At 41.9% G+C, this 17,338-nt stretch carries 23 protein-coding genes; 17 read left to right on the top strand and 6 right to left on the bottom strand.

Annotated elements, in window-relative coordinates; translation table 11 throughout:
* Entirely contained in the window at positions 1-918 is a 918-nt protein-coding gene (locus ACIGG7_RS12255) for an RluA family pseudouridine synthase (protein ID WP_224941523.1), read from the top strand.
* Between the two features lie 34 nt (positions 919-952).
* Here the strand turns inward: ACIGG7_RS12255 and prpE are convergent, their stop codons facing one another.
* Entirely contained in the window at positions 953-1,690 is a 738-nt protein-coding gene (gene prpE / locus ACIGG7_RS12250; protein WP_397549907.1) for a bis(5'-nucleosyl)-tetraphosphatase PrpE, read from the bottom strand.
* A gap of 285 nt (positions 1,691-1,975) precedes the next feature.
* Between prpE and mgtE the strand changes: the two genes are divergently transcribed.
* The 5 genes from mgtE to ACIGG7_RS12225 all read left to right on the top strand — a co-directional run bounded on the left by mgtE (position 1,976) and on the right by ACIGG7_RS12225 (position 7,354).
* Positions 1,976-3,319, top strand: a complete 1,344-nt coding sequence (mgtE, locus tag ACIGG7_RS12245) for a magnesium transporter (protein ID WP_224941695.1) — start codon at positions 1,976-1,978, stop codon at positions 3,317-3,319.
* A 21-nt stretch (positions 3,320-3,340) separates the two neighbouring features.
* Positions 3,341-5,203: a monovalent cation:proton antiporter family protein gene (locus ACIGG7_RS12240; protein WP_224941521.1), complete on the top strand. Its 1,863-nt coding sequence runs from the start codon at positions 3,341-3,343 to the stop codon at positions 5,201-5,203.
* Positions 5,204-5,317: 114 nt separating this feature from the next.
* Complete coding sequence (locus tag ACIGG7_RS12235; protein ID WP_397549906.1) at positions 5,318-5,803, top strand: DinB family protein; 486 nt, start codon at positions 5,318-5,320, stop codon at positions 5,801-5,803.
* Between the two features lie 80 nt (positions 5,804-5,883).
* On the top strand, positions 5,884-6,660 hold the full coding sequence (fabI, locus tag ACIGG7_RS12230) for an enoyl-ACP reductase FabI (RefSeq protein WP_224941519.1): 777 nt from the start codon (positions 5,884-5,886) through the stop codon (positions 6,658-6,660).
* Positions 6,661-6,805: 145 nt separating this feature from the next.
* A complete protein-coding gene (locus ACIGG7_RS12225; RefSeq protein WP_397549905.1) occupies positions 6,806-7,354 on the top strand; it encodes a CotO family spore coat protein in 549 nt (182 codons plus the stop codon).
* A gap of 54 nt (positions 7,355-7,408) precedes the next feature.
* Here the strand turns inward: ACIGG7_RS12225 and ACIGG7_RS12220 are convergent, their stop codons facing one another.
* Positions 7,409-7,894 carry a CotY/CotZ family spore coat protein gene (locus tag ACIGG7_RS12220; protein WP_224941517.1) on the bottom strand — a complete coding sequence of 162 codons (486 nt, stop codon included), beginning with the start codon at positions 7,892-7,894 and terminating at the stop codon, positions 7,409-7,411.
* Between the two features lie 134 nt (positions 7,895-8,028).
* On the opposite strand from ACIGG7_RS12220, the gene ACIGG7_RS12215 reads away from it, so the two are divergent.
* The 10 genes from ACIGG7_RS12215 (at position 8,029) to ACIGG7_RS12170 (ending at position 13,844) form a co-directional block, all read left to right on the top strand.
* Positions 8,029-8,385 (top strand): DUF1360 domain-containing protein, encoded by a 357-nt coding sequence (locus ACIGG7_RS12215; protein WP_224941516.1) that lies wholly within the window; start codon positions 8,029-8,031, stop codon positions 8,383-8,385.
* A 263-nt stretch (positions 8,386-8,648) separates the two neighbouring features.
* A complete protein-coding gene (locus ACIGG7_RS12210) occupies positions 8,649-9,116 on the top strand; it encodes a sporulation protein (protein WP_397549904.1) in 468 nt (155 codons plus the stop codon).
* A 12-nt stretch (positions 9,117-9,128) separates the two neighbouring features.
* Complete coding sequence (gene spoVAC / locus ACIGG7_RS12205) at positions 9,129-9,599, top strand: stage V sporulation protein AC (protein WP_224941514.1); 471 nt, start codon at positions 9,129-9,131, stop codon at positions 9,597-9,599.
* Entirely contained in the window at positions 9,599-10,615 is a 1,017-nt protein-coding gene (spoVAD, locus tag ACIGG7_RS12200) for a stage V sporulation protein AD (RefSeq protein ID WP_397549903.1), read from the top strand. The genes spoVAC and spoVAD overlap by 1 nt, the downstream gene beginning before the upstream one ends.
* Positions 10,616-10,636: 21 nt before the next feature.
* On the top strand, positions 10,637-10,993 hold the full coding sequence (gene spoVAE / locus ACIGG7_RS12195; protein WP_224941512.1) for a stage V sporulation protein AE: 357 nt from the start codon (positions 10,637-10,639) through the stop codon (positions 10,991-10,993).
* A 15-nt stretch (positions 10,994-11,008) separates the two neighbouring features.
* The gene (locus ACIGG7_RS12190) at positions 11,009-11,701 is read left to right on the top strand and encodes a DUF421 domain-containing protein (RefSeq protein ID WP_397549902.1); all 693 of its coding nucleotides are present in this window, start codon (positions 11,009-11,011) and stop codon (positions 11,699-11,701) included.
* A gap of 79 nt (positions 11,702-11,780) precedes the next feature.
* The gene (locus ACIGG7_RS12185) at positions 11,781-11,900 is read left to right on the top strand and encodes a YjcZ family sporulation protein (protein ID WP_224941510.1); all 120 of its coding nucleotides are present in this window, start codon (positions 11,781-11,783) and stop codon (positions 11,898-11,900) included.
* Positions 11,901-12,039: 139 nt separating this feature from the next.
* Entirely contained in the window at positions 12,040-12,300 is a 261-nt protein-coding gene (spoVIF, locus tag ACIGG7_RS12180) for a sporulation-specific transcription regulator SpoVIF (protein WP_219169420.1), read from the top strand.
* Positions 12,301-12,630: 330 nt separating this feature from the next.
* Positions 12,631-12,909, top strand: a complete 279-nt coding sequence (locus tag ACIGG7_RS12175) for a hypothetical protein (RefSeq protein ID WP_224941509.1) — start codon at positions 12,631-12,633, stop codon at positions 12,907-12,909.
* A 26-nt stretch (positions 12,910-12,935) separates the two neighbouring features.
* A complete protein-coding gene (locus ACIGG7_RS12170; protein ID WP_397549901.1) occupies positions 12,936-13,844 on the top strand; it encodes an MBL fold metallo-hydrolase in 909 nt (302 codons plus the stop codon).
* On the opposite strand, the gene ACIGG7_RS12165 is transcribed toward ACIGG7_RS12170, so the two are convergent.
* From ACIGG7_RS12165 to ACIGG7_RS12150, 4 genes are all read right to left on the bottom strand, one after another.
* Positions 13,816-14,502 carry a DUF421 domain-containing protein gene (locus tag ACIGG7_RS12165; protein WP_397549900.1) on the bottom strand — a complete coding sequence of 229 codons (687 nt, stop codon included), beginning with the start codon at positions 14,500-14,502 and terminating at the stop codon, positions 13,816-13,818. The two genes, ACIGG7_RS12170 and ACIGG7_RS12165, sit on opposite strands and share 29 nt — an antisense overlap.
* A gap of 117 nt (positions 14,503-14,619) precedes the next feature.
* On the bottom strand, positions 14,620-15,042 hold the full coding sequence (locus ACIGG7_RS12160) for a GNAT family N-acetyltransferase (RefSeq protein WP_397549899.1): 423 nt from the start codon (positions 15,040-15,042) through the stop codon (positions 14,620-14,622).
* 2 nt (positions 15,043-15,044) lie between these two features.
* The gene (locus ACIGG7_RS12155) at positions 15,045-15,563 is read right to left on the bottom strand and encodes a YjcG family protein (RefSeq protein WP_224941505.1); all 519 of its coding nucleotides are present in this window, start codon (positions 15,561-15,563) and stop codon (positions 15,045-15,047) included.
* A gap of 167 nt (positions 15,564-15,730) precedes the next feature.
* Complete coding sequence (locus tag ACIGG7_RS12150; RefSeq protein WP_224941504.1) at positions 15,731-16,456, bottom strand: alpha/beta hydrolase; 726 nt, start codon at positions 16,454-16,456, stop codon at positions 15,731-15,733.
* 149 nt (positions 16,457-16,605) lie between these two features.
* On the opposite strand from ACIGG7_RS12150, the gene ACIGG7_RS12145 reads away from it, so the two are divergent.
* Complete coding sequence (locus ACIGG7_RS12145) at positions 16,606-17,160, top strand: phosphatidylglycerophosphatase A family protein (protein WP_224941503.1); 555 nt, start codon at positions 16,606-16,608, stop codon at positions 17,158-17,160.
* Positions 17,161-17,338: the final 178 nt, after the last annotated feature.

The following is a 17,338-nucleotide window of genomic DNA, read 5'->3' as shown; positions in this document are numbered from 1 at the left end:
ATGAGCGGTTTTTCACTAGAATGGAGCATTCCTTCTACGTATGAAGGGAAGTTAATGAGAGAGTTTCTTATGGATCAGCAGATTTCAAAGCGGACTTTGACGTCTGTCAAGTTTGACGGAGGATCCATCACTATCAATGGTAAGGAAGAAAATGTTCGCTATCCTCTTTCGTCAGGAGATCTTCTAAAGGTGAGTTTTCCTGTAGAGAAGCCGAGTAAGACGTTAGTGGCGGAAGATATCCCCCTGTCTATTCTTTATGAAGACAATGATGTTCTTGTCGTTGACAAACCCTGGGGGATGAAAACCATTCCCACGAAAGATGAACCGACAGGAAGCCTGGCAAATGCGATCTTGGGATATTTCGAAGTTAAAGACATTATGTCTACGGTACATATCGTTACCCGGTTGGATAAAGACACTTCCGGACTGGTCCTGGTGGCAAAACACAGGCATGTTCATCATCTATTCAGCCTTCAGCAGAAAGAAAGGGAAATCCAAAGGACATATGAAGCTTTCGCTGAAGGGGAGTTGGACATTTCGGGAATGATTGAAGAGCGAATCGGCCGAAAGTCCGACAGCATCATTGAAAGAGAGGTGCGGTCAGACGGGCAATTTGCTTTAACCCATTATAGGGTGGTGGAACAGTTCCTTGATTTTGCCCATATTGAGTTAAGACTGGAAACCGGCAGAACCCATCAAATAAGGGTTCATATGTCATTTATCGGACATCCTCTAGCTGGAGATGATTTATATGGGGGAAGTGTAAAGCTGATAGGCAGACAGGCCCTTCATTGTCGAAGGTTACATTTTTTTCACCCTATCCGTAAATCTTGGCTGAGCCTGGAGGTCCCGATGCCTAGTGATATGAGGGCACTGCTTGATCATCAAAAGAGAAGAGACCCTTTTCGGTTAGACTGAAAAGGGTCTCTTTTTAGTATATACATGTAGTGCATCATTCTAATTCCCTGAATTTCTCTTCCACAAAGGGCATGGTAGAGGGTACACTAACTACCTCGATTTCTGGATATCTTAAAGCAGAAAGCTTCCCACCGAAGACAGCACCTGTGTCAATATTCGCTGTTTTGTTCAAAATCCGTGGTTCTTTCACGGGTGTATGACCATATATAATCCAAGGGTCCCCTTTATAGTCACGGGCCCAATCTTTTCGGACAGGCGTGCCGTCTTCATTCTTCTCTCCGGTAATATCCCCGTATAGGACAAAGGTTTTGACCCGATTGCTCTGTTTACCTATTAACTCTTCCTTGATGCCTGCATGAGCAATAATGAGGCGTCCATGATCCAATACTTTATACAATGGGGATTGTTCATATAGTTCAATGAACATATCCCGATATCGATTTCTTTCCTTCGGAGGTAAGGCGCTAAGCTCAGCCACCGTTGTTTCCAGGCCGTGAAGGATTTTTACGTTGTTGCCTAAGAAATAGCGGTAGAGTTTATTGCAGTGATTACCAGGGACATAATGAACGGAATCCCTTTGAAACAATTCAAATACAGTGGCTATTGTCTTAATGGAATGATGTCCCCGATCGGTCAAATCTCCCACAAAGCCAAGCATTCTTCCGTCATGATGAATGGGGATCCCGGTACTCCATTCATATCCCAGCTTCATCGTTAATTCTGTTAACTCATGATAACAGCCGTGAACATCACCGATAATATCAATTTTCATCCTCAACCTTCTTTCTAAAGAGTACCTTTTTTCTTTTCTTTTGCCGTATTTTATGACATATTAATGATTCAGTATTCAAATCGTGCGTTTCGTATTCAACAGGGGTTATTATTACATAATAAACGAAAGTCATACACATATGGTTATGATTTCATCAGAGACAATCGTCTCAAGATTTGCTAGTATTATTAAGACTATATACAAATTAAGATAAGAAAGAGGGTGTCTTTGATGTCTGAGGTGACTCAAGAACAGGAAAAAGATAGAGAAAAGCAGGAAAAAGAAATGTACGATGAAGATCTTCTCATTAGAGCCCTTCAAGAAGAAGACCTGGATTTATTTCGATCAGAATTCGTTCAATTGCACTCTTATGACCAAGCGAAATTTTTCTCTAAAATAGATGAAGATTTGAGAAACCGTTTGTACCATTATCTTTCACCGGAAGAAATGGCAGAGCTTTTTGAGAGCCTGGATATAGATGAAGAGGATTATCAGGATATTTTAGCCGAGATGAACCCTACATATGCAGCCGAAATGCTATCTAATATGTATGCCGATGACGCTGTGGATGTCTTGAATGAATTGGATAAAGATCAAGTTGTCAGTTATCTGACAATCATGGATGATGAATCGGCGAAAGAAATCAAAGAATTACTGCACTATGAAGAGTATACAGCCGGAAGTATCATGACCACTGAGTTTGTGGCCATTTCCCAAAATCAGACCGTGCGTTCGGCCATGTATATTTTGAAAAATGAAGCCCCTAATGCCGAAACGATTTATTATATCTATGTAGTCGATGATGATAAAAAGCTTGTAGGGGTTATTTCCCTCAGAGATTTGATCATTAGCCACGATGATGTCATGATCGGTGAAATTATGAGTGGCCGTGTCATGTCTGTAGGGGTAAGTGAAGATCAGGAAGCGGTCGCACGACAAATGAAGGATTATGACTTCCTTGCTCTGCCCGTTGTTGATTTTCAGCACCACCTTCTTGGAATCATTACTGTCGATGACATCATGGATGTCATGGAAGAAGAAGCTTCCGATGACTACTCCAAACTTGCCGGTATCGCCGATTTAGATTCCATTGACCGAAGCCCTATTAATGCAGCAAAGAAACGTCTTCCTTGGCTGATTGCCTTATTATTCTTAGGAATGTTCACAGCGAGCCTCATAGGCCGGTTTGAAAATACTCTGGATAAAGTGGCGATTCTGGCCGTATTTATCCCATTGATTGCCGGTATGGCTGGAAATACGGGAACTCAGGCACTGGCCGTTGCGGTGAGGGGAATTGCAACAGGTGACCTGGAGAAGGAGAACAAGATGTCCCTGATCATCCGGGAGGCGGGTACCGGACTCATTACAGGCACAACGTGCGGGATTGTTGTCAGCGTCATTGTGTATGTGTGGAAAGGTGAATTCTTCTTAGGAATCCTTATTGGTGTATCCGTGTTGATCTCACTGTTCGTTGCAACACTCGCAGGTACATTAGTGCCTCTCCTTATGCACAAGCTAAAAGTAGACCCGGCTGTCGCTTCCGGTCCTTTTATCACGACGATTAATGATGTCATCAGTACCTTGATATATCTTGGCTTAGCGACAATGTTTATGAACTACTTAATATAAAGAGAAGAGGGGGAGGAATGAATGGAACAACATGCATCCGTTGCATCACTTGTCATTGTTATTCTTGTAGCTTTTTTAACTCCCATTTTACTGCATCGATTCAAGTTGAATTTCATCCCGGTCGTTATTGCGGAAATTATTATGGGGTTGGTAATAGGGAAGAGTGGATTTAATCTCGTTCATCAGGACATGTGGCTTGAGACATTATCTACCCTAGGGTTTATCTTCCTCATGTTCTTAAGCGGACTTGAAATAGATTTCACCGCTTTTTCCGGTGGGAAAAAGAAGAAAGAGCTTTTACCGAGTGGTAAAGAAGAGCCGAATCGACTGAAATTAGCGATCATTATTTTCATCGGAATATTCTTCGTATCCCTTGGTCTGTCGTATGTATTTGTCTTATTCGGTCTCATCGATAACGCGTTCTTGATGACGTTGATCATTTCAACGATTTCCCTTGGAGTCGTAGTACCAACACTCAAAGAAGCCCATATCATGAAAAGTGCCATCGGGCAAATCATCCTGCTTGTAGCGGTCATTGCAGATCTTGTGACCATGATTCTACTTGCTGTGTTCGTTTCTCTTTACGGAGAAGGACATGGGAATATGTGGCTCCTTCTGATATTGTTCGGGGTAGGACTCCTGTTATATTTCCTTGCGAAGAGGTTGAAGAACAATCCTTTCATCAAGAGTTTGTCGACAGGAACCGTTCAAATCGGAACACGAGCCGTCTTTACACTGATCATCTTACTGGTGGCGGTTTCTGAGACGGTAGGGGCGGAAAATATCCTGGGGGCATTCCTTGCAGGTGTACTGGTTTCACTGCTTGCTCCAAATCAGGAAATGGTTCACAAGCTTGACTCATTTGGTTACGGGTTCCTCATTCCGATCTTCTTCGTCATGATTGGCGTCGAGTTGGATCTCGGGTCCCTGCTCAGTGATAAGAAAATGCTCTTACTCATTCCATTATTGGTTCTGGCATTCCTGGTTTCAAAGATCATCCCTGTCTACCTATTGAGGTACTGGTATGATACGAAAACCACAATTGCTTCAGCATTTCTCCTTACATCAACCTTATCATTGGTGATTGCTGCTGCCAAAATCGCTGAAAGGATCGAGATTATTACAGCTCAGATGAGTGGTACCCTCATTTTAGTGGCTGTAATCACATGTATCATCACACCGATCATTTTCAAAAAGCTTTTCCCGAGGGAAAGTGCAAAAGAGAAGAAGCTGAAAATTACATTCCTTGGTGCCAATCAGTTAACCATGCCGGTATCAAGAGAGCTTCAATCCTCCTTGTATGAGCCGGTTCTATATCATACCAAACAGGATAAATCAGATCGAAGTATCGCTGATTCCCTGTTTACGATCAATGAGATCGATGATTATGAATTAGAGACTTTGGAAGATAAGAATATTTTCGAGTCGGATATCCTTGTGATTTCCACTGGTGATGAAGAGTTGAATGCTACCCTCGCCGTCACGGCAAAAGAATATGGTGTAGGCAGGGTCATTGTAAGGGTTGAAAGTCCGGACCTCCATGAAAGCCTGCGTGATCAGGATATTGAAGTGTATTCCGTATTCTTATCAACCAAAGCTTTATTAAGGGCGCTCATTGAGTCACCATCCGTCATGAGTATCCTGACAAATCAGGAAACATCCCTTTATGAGATCCGGATGTTAAACAGCCAATTTGAAGGCATGACCCTTCGGAAGTTCCCATTCACCGGAGATGTCATCTTTGTCCGGATCTTTAGAGGAAAGGATTCCATCGTACCTCATGGAGATACCGAGCTTCACATGAATGACCGCCTGATTGTCACGGGCTCAAAAGAATATGTAGATGAACTCAAACGAGAACTTGAATTCTGTGAATACTGCTAATAAGGCTACACACTTCCCAAGAAACTTTTTTCTTGGGAAGTTTTACTTTAAAGAGGAGTTATGTCTTATATCACCTAATTAATAAGAGAAGAAATAAATAAGGAGGAATGGTCTATGTGGGAAAAGAAAATAGTAGAAATCCGGGATAATGTAAAGAAAAGTCTTGAGGATTTATCTTATGTTGAACTGAACCAAAAGCCTTCAAAAGAGGAGTGGAGCATCGCTCAAATCGTACTTCATCTCGCAGGTGCGGAAACACGCTTTTTGACATTGGCACTGGAATCTGCAAAAAGACCGTCTGGAAGGAGCGGTACAGATGTAGATTTATCCGTTTTTGATGATCCTTCTCAAAAATTAAAGGCACCGATCGAGCCTCCCTCAAGTCAACAAAACAAGGAAGATTTATTAAAATCATTGGATGATTCTCGTTCTCTCACTACGCAGTTTCTTGAGAACTATTCTAAAGAGAAATTAAAACATCAATCTATGAACCATCACCGCTTTGGGGAGATGCCGATCTGGCAGGTGCTGGAACTTCTAGGTAAGCATGAACAGAGACATCTACAACAGATTGAGAATGTAAAAAGGAGAATACGATAGGTTTCTTCTTTTCTTTTGCCTGGGATTGAGTTAGAATTAGTAGTAGGTACTAATAACATGTATTAATTAGGAGGATAATAATGACTCTTTCATTAAAAGGAAAAACATATGTTGTCATGGGAGTTGCGAATAAGCGTAGTATTGCATGGGGAATTGCCCGTTCTCTGCATCAATCCGGTGCACGTTTAATATTTACATATGCTGGCGAGCGCTTTGAAAAGGGGGTCAGAGATCTTGCCGAAACACTTGAAGGCGGAGAGAATTCACTCGTTCTGCCATGTGATGTAACGAGTGATGCTGACATTGAGAAATGCTTTGCCACCATTAAAGAAGAAGTGGGTGTGATTCACGGCCTTGCGCACTGTATCGCATTTGCTAACAAGGAAGAGCTTGCAGGCGATTATATGAATACAACAAGGGACGGCTTTCTGCTTGCTCACAACATCAGTTCATATTCCTTGACGGCGGTTGCTAAAGTGGCAAAGGATCTTATGACTGAAGGTGGCAGCATCGTTAGTATGACGTACCTCGGCGGTGAGAGAGTCATGCAGAACTATAATGTCATGGGTGTAGCAAAGGCGTCTCTTGAAGCGAGTGTGAAGTATCTGGCCAGCGACCTTGGGAAACATGGTATCCGGGTAAATGCCATCTCAGCGGGACCGATTCGTACGCTGTCTGCAAAAGGTGTAGGGGACTTCAACAGCATCCTGAAAGAAATCGAAGAGCGTGCTCCACTTCGCCGAAATACAACGCAGGAAGAAGTCGGAGATACCGCAGTGTTCCTATTCAGTGATTACTCAAGGGGCATCACGGGAGAGAACCTTCATGTAGATTCAGGCTATCATGTATTAGGGTAATGTAAGAAATGGTGGCGGGATTCATTCCCGCTGCCATTTTTTTATGGCGTCATACCTTCAAAAGTTGTAAAATTCACATGAAAATGAAACCCCTGGGCGCTTTCTGCATACATATAAAAGTGGAGAACAATTAGGAGGTGTCTCAGTGAGAACAGAGAAAAAAGCGGGGAAAGAACCTTTGCTATATATAAACCAGCCAAGATTAGACGAAGTAAAAGGGAATATGCAGGTGACCTATCGCACACCCAAGAAACAAAAGCCTCAAATTCAACCAGAGAATAAACACTCATTAACCACTAATAAACTAACTGCACCGGAAGAACAACTAGACAGACGTGAAGAGAAATACCTTGACGAGGAGGTACACATCCATCATACAGATGGTTTAGAAGTATCTGAAGTGAATGAAGCACACTCGGTCTCTCAGCCTCCAGAACGTAAAACGGCCGCTTCCACCTTTAGAAAACTAAGACCGTTCAGGGAACTGTCCATTGATGAGAAATTAGATTATATTTCTGCGAGCATTAACGGAAAAGTGCCGTTTCCATGTGAGTTTTCTGATGGTCATCAATCAGTGAAAGGCGTCATATTACAAGACGATGAGGATCACATTACCATCAGAAGCTTTCAAGGTGAAGAAGTGGAAATGAAGAAGAATGAAGTGAGATCCATTAAGATGATCGGACTGCAATAAAAAAAGGAGCCAGGCGGGGTACCCGGCTGGCTTATTTCATATGAAACGTGATGATCAGTCTTCGCATTCTAAGAATACGTGTACGTCTTTGATGCATTGAATCGCACAGAAGCAATCCAGATCAACTGTGATACATTCTCCAGTGAATACCCATTCAGTATTATTGCCCATGGTCTCCATGTCAGAACCTGATCCAGAACCTGATCTAGAACCAGTGCTATCAGCGTAGTCAGGCTTTAATACTTGAAGCGTTGCACAACAGTTATCGAATACTTCTTTTACCCGGAAAAATGGTGATTTCCAAGGGCATCCTTTGATGTGCGCTTTAAAAGTCTCACCGTTTTTCAGATATAACTTGAAGATACGAGTATTTAAACGATTACTTGGACTCACCATTGAACCAAGTGGCTCAAGGAAACAATCATTTTTACAATCGTTACACTCTTCATTTGCTACGTCTTGAATATCTTTAATAGCACGGACGGCTTGACATACGCAACCACGATTTTTTGAACTGTCTTTATCTCTTCCGCAACCCATATAGAAGTTCCTCCTTAAAATGAATTTCATTTACATTACTAACATATTGTGATGTAGGCAATTAGGTAACGGACATCTGCCCTCTTTTGGAAATTTGGGCTTGTATAATTTGAAATGTGAAGGGAGTCTTTCCATTGCAGCTTACATTGATTGAACTGATTGCCCTTGGATTAGCCGTCTTTCGGCTAACCCATCTGATTGTCTTAGACAAAATCACCGAATTTATAAGAGCCCCGTTCTTTGATGAATATACGGAAGTGGAAGAGAATGGGGAGGAAGCGATCTATCTTACACCTAAAAAAGGAGGAGTGAAGGGTTTTATCGGTGAGTTATTATCGTGTTACTGGTGTACGGGAATCTGGGTTTCATGCTTTCTTTATGGAGGTTTCTTCTTCTTTCCTCTATATTTCAACCCACTCATCACACTTTTAGCCGTTGCCGGGATTGCCGCTATTTTAGAAGCTGCCGTCCAAAGTTGGAAAACGGATTGAAGACCTAGGTAATTAGTGGAAACAAGCTCGGGTTTCTTCACATATACTAAAAAGGGAAACAGGGTAAAGGAGGATAAAAAAAGTGAAGAAAACCTCTACAAATACAAAGAAGCAAGGAAACTCATCCACTAAGAAAAAAGGATGCGGTTGTGGATCGAAAGTGAAAAAAAGCTAAGGCTGCTCAAATTGGGCAGTCTTTTTTTCATAAAAAATGACTTTATGAAAAAAATAAACGATGAGTACAAAAAAAAGAGGGATAGAGCATGAACAAGAACTCAATAATCATTCCACTTGCTTTATGCGTTTTGTTCGGATGCGCAAATAAGGAAGATGGAAACGACAGCAAGATTGCACTAATGAAGAAGACCAATCCACCGCCCATCGAATTAGTGGACAATCCTGAGACAGACAGCTATGGTCATGCCATCAAAAGAGAGATCTCCAAAATGGATGAACTTTATGATGTGGCAGTCATCCAGGGAAAAGAAGAAACGCTTGTAGTTTACAAAGTGAAGCATTTGCACAGATTCAAAATGAAAAAGATAGAAAAGAAAATGGATGACTATCTGGAAGATAAATATCCCAGGGAAGATTTTATATTATCCAGTGATTATAAAATTTTCCTTGAAACCATCCGCTTGAAAGAAAAACTTAAAAATGGGTCGATTACGAAGAAGGATGCTGAAAGCAGGTTCCAGGAAATCGTTAAGCTTCAGAAGGAAAAAACGTAGGAGGAATGCCTTGTGGGGAAAACACCAAAAACACCCGAACAGATGAAGTATGAACAGTTGGAAAAACAATATGAAACGAAGCGTCCCCTCCTGAAAAATGTTATCAAAGCATTCTTTGTCGGTGGCTTTATCTGCTTGATCGGGCAGGCGGTTACGTATGTGTACATCTATTATTTCAACTTCACCGAACAGACGGCTGGAAATCCAACAGTTGCCACAATGGTGTTCCTGGCTATGCTTCTTACTGGCTTCGGAGTATATGACCATATTGGCCAATTTGGAGGGGCGGGAAGTGCTGTACCTGTCACGGGATTCGGGAATGCCGTCATCTCCGCTGCCATTGAACATAGAACAGAGGGCCTCGTCCTCGGTGTCGGTGGTAACATTTTTAAATTGGCAGGATCTGTCATAGTGTTCGGGGTATTCTCAGCCTTTGTCGTTGCGTTAATCAAGACTATTTTGATTCAGTTGGGGGTGATTTGATGCTGCAAGGTAAAAGATCATGGATGTTTCCTGCCAACCCGGCCATCCTTTCTACAGGAGTAGTAGGAGGACCATTTGAGAAAAAAGGAAACCTCTCGGCTGACTTCGATCAGTTTTACGATGATGTATGGATGGGACAGGATACGTACGAAAAAGCCAATCGTACACTCATTGAAGATGCCGTTCAGATTGCAATGGAAAAACAGTCCCTTCAAAAGAGTGATGTCCAGTTTTTCTTGACGGGTGATCTGATTAATCAAATCACCCCTTCAAGCTTTGCGGCAAGAACGAATGGCATTCCATATTTCGGATTATTCGGGGCGTGTTCGACCTCCATGGAGGGGCTAGCTCTCTCAGCTTTTTTAGTCAACTATCATGGAGCTCATCATGTGGTTACAGGGGCTTCCAGTCACAACTCCGCAACAGAGAAACAGTTCCGCTACCCAACCGAGTATGGTGGCCAAAAACCTCCAACAGCTCAGTGGACCGTAACCGGGGCGGGGTTCGCCGTAATTGGAGAAGGATCATCAGTCACGGGACCGACCCCCAGAGTGACATCTGCAACTATCGGGAAAGTAATGGATATGGGGTTGAAAGACCCGTTTAATATGGGAGGTGCGATGGCACCTGCGGCCGTTGATACGATTGCAGGTCATTTTCAAGACCTGGGTAGAGACCCTTCCTATTATGATCTCATCGTTACAGGTGATCTTGCCAGAATCGGAAGAAAGACGGCTTTCGAAATGCTTAAGCAAAAAGGATACACACTGGCGGATCAACAATTTAAAGATTGTGGGATGCTGATTTACAATGAAAACCAACCGGTCCAATCAGGAGCAAGTGGGCCAGGGTGTTCTGCTACCGTTCTTTACGGGCATTTGTTGAATGAAATGAAAAAAGGAACCTATAAACGCATCTTAGTCATTGCGACTGGGGCATTGTTATCACCCCTGACATTTCAACAAGGCGAATCGATCCCTTGTATTGCTCATGCGGTGTCGATTGAGTATTTGTAGGGATGGAAAGGAGGAAACAAAGTGTTAGCGATGTTTTTTTGGGCCTTTACGATAGGTGGTATCATCTGTGTGATCGGTCAATTATTATTTGATGTTGCAAAATTAACCCCGGCCCACACTTTGAGTCTGCTGGTTGTCTCAGGTGCAGTGCTTTCCGGATTAGGCTTATACGAGCCCCTGATTGATTTTGCCGGAGCGGGAGCGACCATTCCCATTACGAGCTTTGGTAACGCACTTGTAAACGGGGCTATGCAGGAATCCCAGGAACATGGCTTGGTGGGGGTCCTTACCGGAATGTTTGAAGTCACGAGCTCCGGTATCTCTTCCGCCATCATATTCGGTTTCATTGGAGCTCTCCTGTTCAAACCAAAGGGATGATAGAGGTGAAATAAGATGCCTGAATACTTACAGGTGGCACTCAGAAGCATATTTATCCTGCTTTCCCTATTTGCCATCACCAAATTATTAGGTAAGAAACAGCTTTCGAAATTATCCTTTTTCGAATATATTACAGGAATCACAGTGGGGAGCATTGCTGGAACTCTATCAATGGACCTGGGCCTGCCCTTAAGTGAAGGGCTGATGAGTATCCTATTATGGTTTGCATTTCCACTGCTGTTTTCTTTCCTATCATTAAAGAGCATCCGGTTTAGAAGGTTTGCTGAAGGAAAGCCTACGGTATTCATAAAGGAAGGCAATATCGATGAAAAAGCTTTGAAGAAAGAGAAGTATTCCGTTGATGAGTTACTTGAACAATTACGGAAAAAGGATGTGTTCCGCGCTGCCGATGTAGAATTTGCATCGCTTGACACAAACGGGGATTTAAGTGTTCTACTGAAGAAAGAAAAGCAGCCCCTTGTACGTGAAGATGTATTTGAAATATCACAAAAATCCACTCCACCACAGGCTGTTATCACGGACGGGAAAATCGATCAAAAAGCCCTCTCGGAAGTAGGATTTCCCTTGCCATGGTTAACTCGTGAGATCTCTAAGAGGGAACTGAAGGTGGAATCCATCTTTCTTGCACAATTAGATGCAGAAGGCAATTTAACTTTCGACTTGTTTGATTGGACAAACACACAATAAATTATCAGAAAGCCCATACGCAAACCTCTCTATATACATATGTTATAAGAGACTAAAGGTAAAAGAGAGGTGATACTAAATGTATGGATATGGCTACGGTGGATGTGGTTATGGATGCGGAGGCGGATATGGCTCAACGTTTGTCTTGATCGTTGTGCTTTTCATTCTCTTGATTATCGTTGGAGCTAGCTTCTGTTAGAAAGGGGTACAAAAGGCAGAATCCTCAAGTTGGAGGGATTTTGTCTTTTTGTTTTGTGTTGTAAAAATATTTCATATTTAATTCACGCTCCTGGGTTTCTTACATATGATGCTTATAGTTAAAAGGAGGCGTGATGGAAATGAATAATAACTTTTTCAAGAATTTAGAGAAGAAGACAGGCGTTAACATGAACGAAGTGTTAGAGCTTGCGAACTCTTTACAAAATGCAAATTTCAAAGATGAAGCTACGGTAAGAAGCGTCATTAAGCGCGTATCTAAAATTGCGAATAAACCTGTAAACAAGGAAATGGAAGATAAAATTGTCCAATCGATCGTGAATGACGGGAAGCAGTTGGATTTCAGTACCATTTCTAATATGTTAAACAAAGGAAAGAAATAAAAGAATACTCACAAAAATAAGAAGAATGGACATAAAGGAGTGTGAACTCACGTATTTTATGTTAATTCTTCTTTCTTTTTTTGCTCTTTTCGCAAAGATTGTTGTTATTTTTCACAGACTAGGACTTGCCAATGCTCTGTCACCTGAGTCTGTGCCCCCGCGGAAAGCGAGCACCTGGAGCGGAAAGCAACATCCTCACTCTTGTTCAAAAGCAACAATGCTTAGGAAAACAGTCTGCTTTTTAATAGTAGCTTGTTTGGCAGGTAAAGATGCGTCCGGACGTTTCTCAAAATCTTAAATGGGGTACATAAAATCAAGGAGGTCATAATAATGGGATACATTGCACCAATTCCTCACTATCAGTACAAACAATATCAGGAAAGAGATATAAAAGTTGATAAACACCCGTTCAGCTATTTCCCCGTACAACCCATCAAACCACTGAAAAATAAATCACAGACCAATACTGGAGAAACAGAAATTCGATATGAAGATCATCACTCCCAGCAACGTTCAGCGATAAATCAGGCATCTTTCAAAACACCCATCCCATCAACTTTATTGGCTCAGTTAACAGGAAAAGGAAAACACTTTAACGAATACGTATAGGGAACAGATTTGATGGAGGTATGATCGTGAAACTTCAGAAATACACAGAACATTGCTATGCGTTTACCGGTGCCGTTACGATCGGCTATTGTGTGAAAGAGGAAAAGGGGCTTTTAATTGACAGCGGATTGGATGACTCCGCTATGAGGAAAGTAATCAGGATATTGGAGGAAGAAAGACTCCCCCTTGATTATTGTATCATCACCCATGCCCACACAGATCATTTCGGCGGTGCCCGTCACCTTAAGAAGAAATACAACATTCCTGTTTTTGCCCCTAAATTGGAAAGAGCCATCATGGAGAATCCCATTCTGGAACCGATTTATTTATTCAATGGTGCGATGCCGATTAAGGATTTGCGTAATAAATTCCTTGAAGGACAGGCAGTTGAGGTGGACGAAGAGCTCAGTACGGGAAATAATAGCATAGGTCCGTTCTCATTTGATGTTATAGATTTACCGGGACATTCGTATAGTCAGGTAGGAGTCTTGGTTGAGCACATTTTATTTGCAGCAGATAGTTATTTTGGAAGTGAAACGTTAAAGAAGCATGTGATTCCCTTTATTGTGGATGCGGACCAAACATTGGAATCATTAGAAAAACTCCTTCACATATCATGTAAAGGAGCCATACCGGGACATGGGAGCTTCGAAGAAAATATAATTCAAACCGTGAAGGAAAATGTGGAACTTCACGAAGATAGAATGAACGCTCTAGTAGGGTTGGTAAATGAAAGCCCCAACGGAGATACATTCGATCACATCATGAAGAGATATTTGGACCTGCTTGGTATCAAAGTAGCGAATGTGGGGCAGTGGCTGCTTTTTAGAACATCGGTTACAGCCTACCTTACAAGTCTTGAACGCAAGAAACACCTGTCATTTTCAATTCGAGAAAATGAATTGATCATTCAGCCCCTTTATATCCTTGAATAAAAAGGGTTTTCCCATCTTCCCACTCCACGTAAAGCACTTCATTATAGGAGTGGAAGCCTTGTTTTTTCATTTCATTCAATAACCAGGTTTCTGTCTGTCCTGCAAGAGTTAAATTATCATGAACAATTTCTCCATCTACGATCAATGATAGAGGGAGGGTGGCGGACTTGAATGGCAATTGAAGATCCTGCCTCTGTACCATATCGTAAAGAGGCTTTCGAATGACGCTCAACGTACCGTCTGATTCCAAGAGCGCATATTCACATTCTCTGATAGCAAATACATCCTTCGCCCGTAACAAGTGCTGAAGCTGGTTCAAATCCAGATGATTTTTTTTCAGTTGATCGTAATTAATTTGCCCTTTGTTGATGATTAATGATGGGGTCCCTTCTAACATATGCCTAAAACGTCTTGATTTTTGGGTGAAGAACTCAGTAATGAAGATTAAACTTCCCCAGATCGAAATGGCAGAGAGAATTTGAAAGACTGTTGTTTCCCCGTCATAAAGGGAGTTCCCTACAAGCTCGCCTAGAATTAATGCGGATATGAAATCAAAGGCTGATATTTGAGTGATTTGTGTTTTTCCCAGGATTTTTGTCAAAATGAGCAAAGCGAAATATCCAACGATTAATTCGACGGCGATGGACTTGATTGCCATGGAGCTCCCCCTTTCCATATACCTTTCCATTATCGACGAGATATGTTCTGAATATACGATTGCGTTAAACAAAAAAAGAACAGGGTATCCAGTCCTAAATCTGGATCCCTGTTCTTTTTAAATGGATTTTTTCATGGCTTTATGAGGGATGCCTGCATCCAGGAATTCATCCGAGACCACCTCATAGCCCAATCCCTCATAAAATGGGATGGCATAGGTTTGAGCGTTTAATTTCAAATGAGACAGTGGCTGCTGCTTTGCGTATTCCTCAATGGCAAGCATCAATGAACGCCCTGCTCCTTTCCCCCTGGTGGATTTCAGTACGCAGATTCTTTCCACTTTCCCAATACCCTCGAGAATACGAAAACGCCCCGCACCAACAGCTTTGTTCTGGTCATATAGCACAAAATGGATCGAGTCATTTTCATATTCATCGATCTCTTCTTCGAGGGGAACTTGTTGTTCTAAGACAAAAACCGTCTTTCGAACATTGAAAACATCTTGGATCTGTTCTTCAGTCTTGGCAACTTGGACTTCCACGTTTACTCTTCCTTTCCTAAACGGAATGTTTCGTAAACGGTCCAGGATCCGTTTTCTAACTGATACAGCAAGTGAAAACGATCGATTGTTTCCTCATGATCGATTCCGAGCATACTAAGTGATCCGAAAATATCCGAGTGTTCATCATTGGAAAGCTTCTGGGCGATGGTGATGTGAGGAACGAAAGCGAATTCCGGCTCGTCACCCATGAAGTTCTGTTTATGCATATCATCGTGAAGCCCTTGCAGCTCAGGTTTTGATTCGACCTTGAAATAAATGACGTTATTTACAGGCTGAAAAGAACTGACTTTATACACTTTTAAATGAAACGGATCGTATTTTTTTGAAATCGCGGAAAGTTTCCCGGCGATCTCTTTAATTTGATCATCATCTGCACTAAAGACGTTTTTTAATGTCAAATGTGGCGGGACCAATGCATAATGAGGATCATAGCGTTTCCTGTAAGAGTTCGCGATATCTTGAAGCTTTTTCGATGGGAAAATGACTATACCATAATTCATTTTCTTCAATCCTCCTCTATTTAACTATCATTGTCATATGTACAGTATAGCAAATTTTTCAAAAATTTAATATAGGGCGAACGAAAGAGGAACGGAGTGATTCAGCCAGAATGGTGCAGTTCATAAGAGGAAGGGGTTGCCCCCTTGCCTGCTTAGAATCATCTTTGTCAGCTGAACATCATTTTTAATGCGCGCTTTAAATCGGGCTGCCAATGTTTCCAAGTATGGTCCCCGTCAAATTCATCATAAAAAGAAGAGAATTTCTTTTGATCGAACTTTTCATGGAGCTGTCTGTTTGGTTTTAAGAAGTCCTTTACCTTTCCGTCAGTCGTTTTCACCTCGGTCTCCTTGAGGCCGATAATATGGTAGATGCTAAGAAGATGTGGCTGTGTGAACTCATTTACAGCATCCAATACTTTCTCGTTGACAAAAGGGGACTGAAGGAGGACCTTACCGAATGTGTTCGGGTATTTCAAAGCGGTCATCAACGACACCGTTGCTCCCAATGAATCGCCTACAAGGGCACGACCCAACCCCATATGATAGGTGGGGTAATGCTCATCTAAATAGGGAACCAATTCATGTGCCAGAAAGCGAATATAAGCATCGTTTTCTTCACCGTGGGGATGATATTTCCTTCTGCGATCCTCTACATTCTTGTATGGGACCCCGACAATGATCATGTTTTCAATCTCCCTGTTAGAAAGCAGTTCATCCGCCAGGCGGGGGATCCGTCCAAGTTGGAAGTAATCTTTACCATCCTGTGCGATGAGAAGGGAATATTTATAAAGTGGAGAGTATGTGGCTGGTAAATAAACCAGCATCTTCATCTCTTCATTTAGTTCTTTACTAAAGAGGTTCAATTCAGTTACGTTTCCTCTTGCAGTTGTCATGACGATAGCCTCCTATGCTCAGTGTTAACGTTTACAGGAAGATTGTATCATACTCTATTAAATAATACCCGAAAGCAAATTCCAATACGAATATTCGAAAGAGTGTTATAATTTAGATAGGAAACGAACTGCCAGAGAGGGGTATTAGTATGAATCAACCTGTACACTCGAGAGATGTTACCAAAGCGGCATTAAAAAGACTTAAAGATCGTGGTGTTACGATAGAAGATATAGCCGAAATTGTGTATGAAATGCAGTATCCATATAATACTGATCTTCAAATGGAGGATTGTATTGATAGTGTGAAAAGAGTGTTGTTAAAAAGGGAGATTCAGCATGCCATTTTGGTCGGGGTTGAATTGGATCAGCTTGCGGAAGAGAAGAAACTTTCCGAGCCCCTTCAATCGATTGTCGAAACGGACGAAGGACTGTTTGGAGTCGATGAGACCATCGCGCTTGGTGCCGCCCTTGGATATGGAAGCATTGCTGTAACGACATTTGGTCATCTTGATAAAAACAAGATTGGCATTATCCGGGAATTGGATACGAAAAATGGGAAAGGTGTACACACCTTCTTAGATGATATCGTTGCAAGCATCGCTGCCAATGCATCATCAAGGATAGCCCATAATATTAGGGACAAGGAAGAAAATATTTCCGAAGAAGACAAGCTGAAATTTGAGGATGAAGAATTAATAGGTTGAACCACATTCTGATATATAACAGCAGGGACTGAAAATCTTCAGTCCTTTTTATGTGGACAGATTTTCGTCACAGGTGAAATGTAGATGTGATATATGTGAACGCTTTATACATTTCCTATACATATGAACGTTCGCTCCAAAGAGGTTCTCGTCTGGATTCTGGTTATGATGGGGATTG

Origin of the sequence: Rossellomorea sp. NPDC077527 (assembly GCF_044542955.1) — a bacterium.
In the GTDB taxonomy this organism is placed as follows: Bacteria; Bacillota; Bacilli; order Bacillales; family Bacillaceae_B; genus Rossellomorea; species Rossellomorea aquimaris_E.
The sequence above is the reverse complement of the archived record's forward strand: the minus strand, read 5'-3'. Positions and strand labels throughout refer to the sequence as shown.

Coding starts and splice junctions, on each gene's coding strand:
- ACIGG7_RS12255 (WP_224941523.1), top strand. CDS start 1: ATGAGCGGTTTTTCACTAGAATGGAGCATTCCTTCTACGTATGAAGGG.
- prpE (WP_397549907.1), bottom strand. CDS start 1,690: ATGAAAATTGATATTATCGGTGATGTTCACGGCTGTTATCATGAGTTA.
- mgtE (WP_224941695.1), top strand. CDS start 1,976: ATGTACGATGAAGATCTTCTCATTAGAGCCCTTCAAGAAGAAGACCTG.
- ACIGG7_RS12240 (WP_224941521.1), top strand. CDS start 3,341: ATGGAACAACATGCATCCGTTGCATCACTTGTCATTGTTATTCTTGTA.
- ACIGG7_RS12235 (WP_397549906.1), top strand. CDS start 5,318: ATGTGGGAAAAGAAAATAGTAGAAATCCGGGATAATGTAAAGAAAAGT.
- fabI (WP_224941519.1), top strand. CDS start 5,884: ATGACTCTTTCATTAAAAGGAAAAACATATGTTGTCATGGGAGTTGCG.
- ACIGG7_RS12220 (WP_224941517.1), bottom strand. CDS start 7,894: ATGGGTTGCGGAAGAGATAAAGACAGTTCAAAAAATCGTGGTTGCGTA.
- ACIGG7_RS12210 (WP_397549904.1), top strand. CDS start 8,649: ATGAACAAGAACTCAATAATCATTCCACTTGCTTTATGCGTTTTGTTC.
- spoVAD (WP_397549903.1), top strand. CDS start 9,599: ATGCTGCAAGGTAAAAGATCATGGATGTTTCCTGCCAACCCGGCCATC.
- ACIGG7_RS12190 (WP_397549902.1), top strand. CDS start 11,009: ATGCCTGAATACTTACAGGTGGCACTCAGAAGCATATTTATCCTGCTT.
- ACIGG7_RS12185 (WP_224941510.1), top strand. CDS start 11,781: ATGTATGGATATGGCTACGGTGGATGTGGTTATGGATGCGGAGGCGGA.
- spoVIF (WP_219169420.1), top strand. CDS start 12,040: ATGAATAATAACTTTTTCAAGAATTTAGAGAAGAAGACAGGCGTTAAC.
- ACIGG7_RS12175 (WP_224941509.1), top strand. CDS start 12,631: ATGGGATACATTGCACCAATTCCTCACTATCAGTACAAACAATATCAG.
- ACIGG7_RS12165 (WP_397549900.1), bottom strand. CDS start 14,502: ATGGCAATCAAGTCCATCGCCGTCGAATTAATCGTTGGATATTTCGCT.
- ACIGG7_RS12155 (WP_224941505.1), bottom strand. CDS start 15,563: ATGAATTATGGTATAGTCATTTTCCCATCGAAAAAGCTTCAAGATATC.
- ACIGG7_RS12150 (WP_224941504.1), bottom strand. CDS start 16,456: ATGACAACTGCAAGAGGAAACGTAACTGAATTGAACCTCTTTAGTAAA.
- ACIGG7_RS12145 (WP_224941503.1), top strand. CDS start 16,606: ATGAATCAACCTGTACACTCGAGAGATGTTACCAAAGCGGCATTAAAA.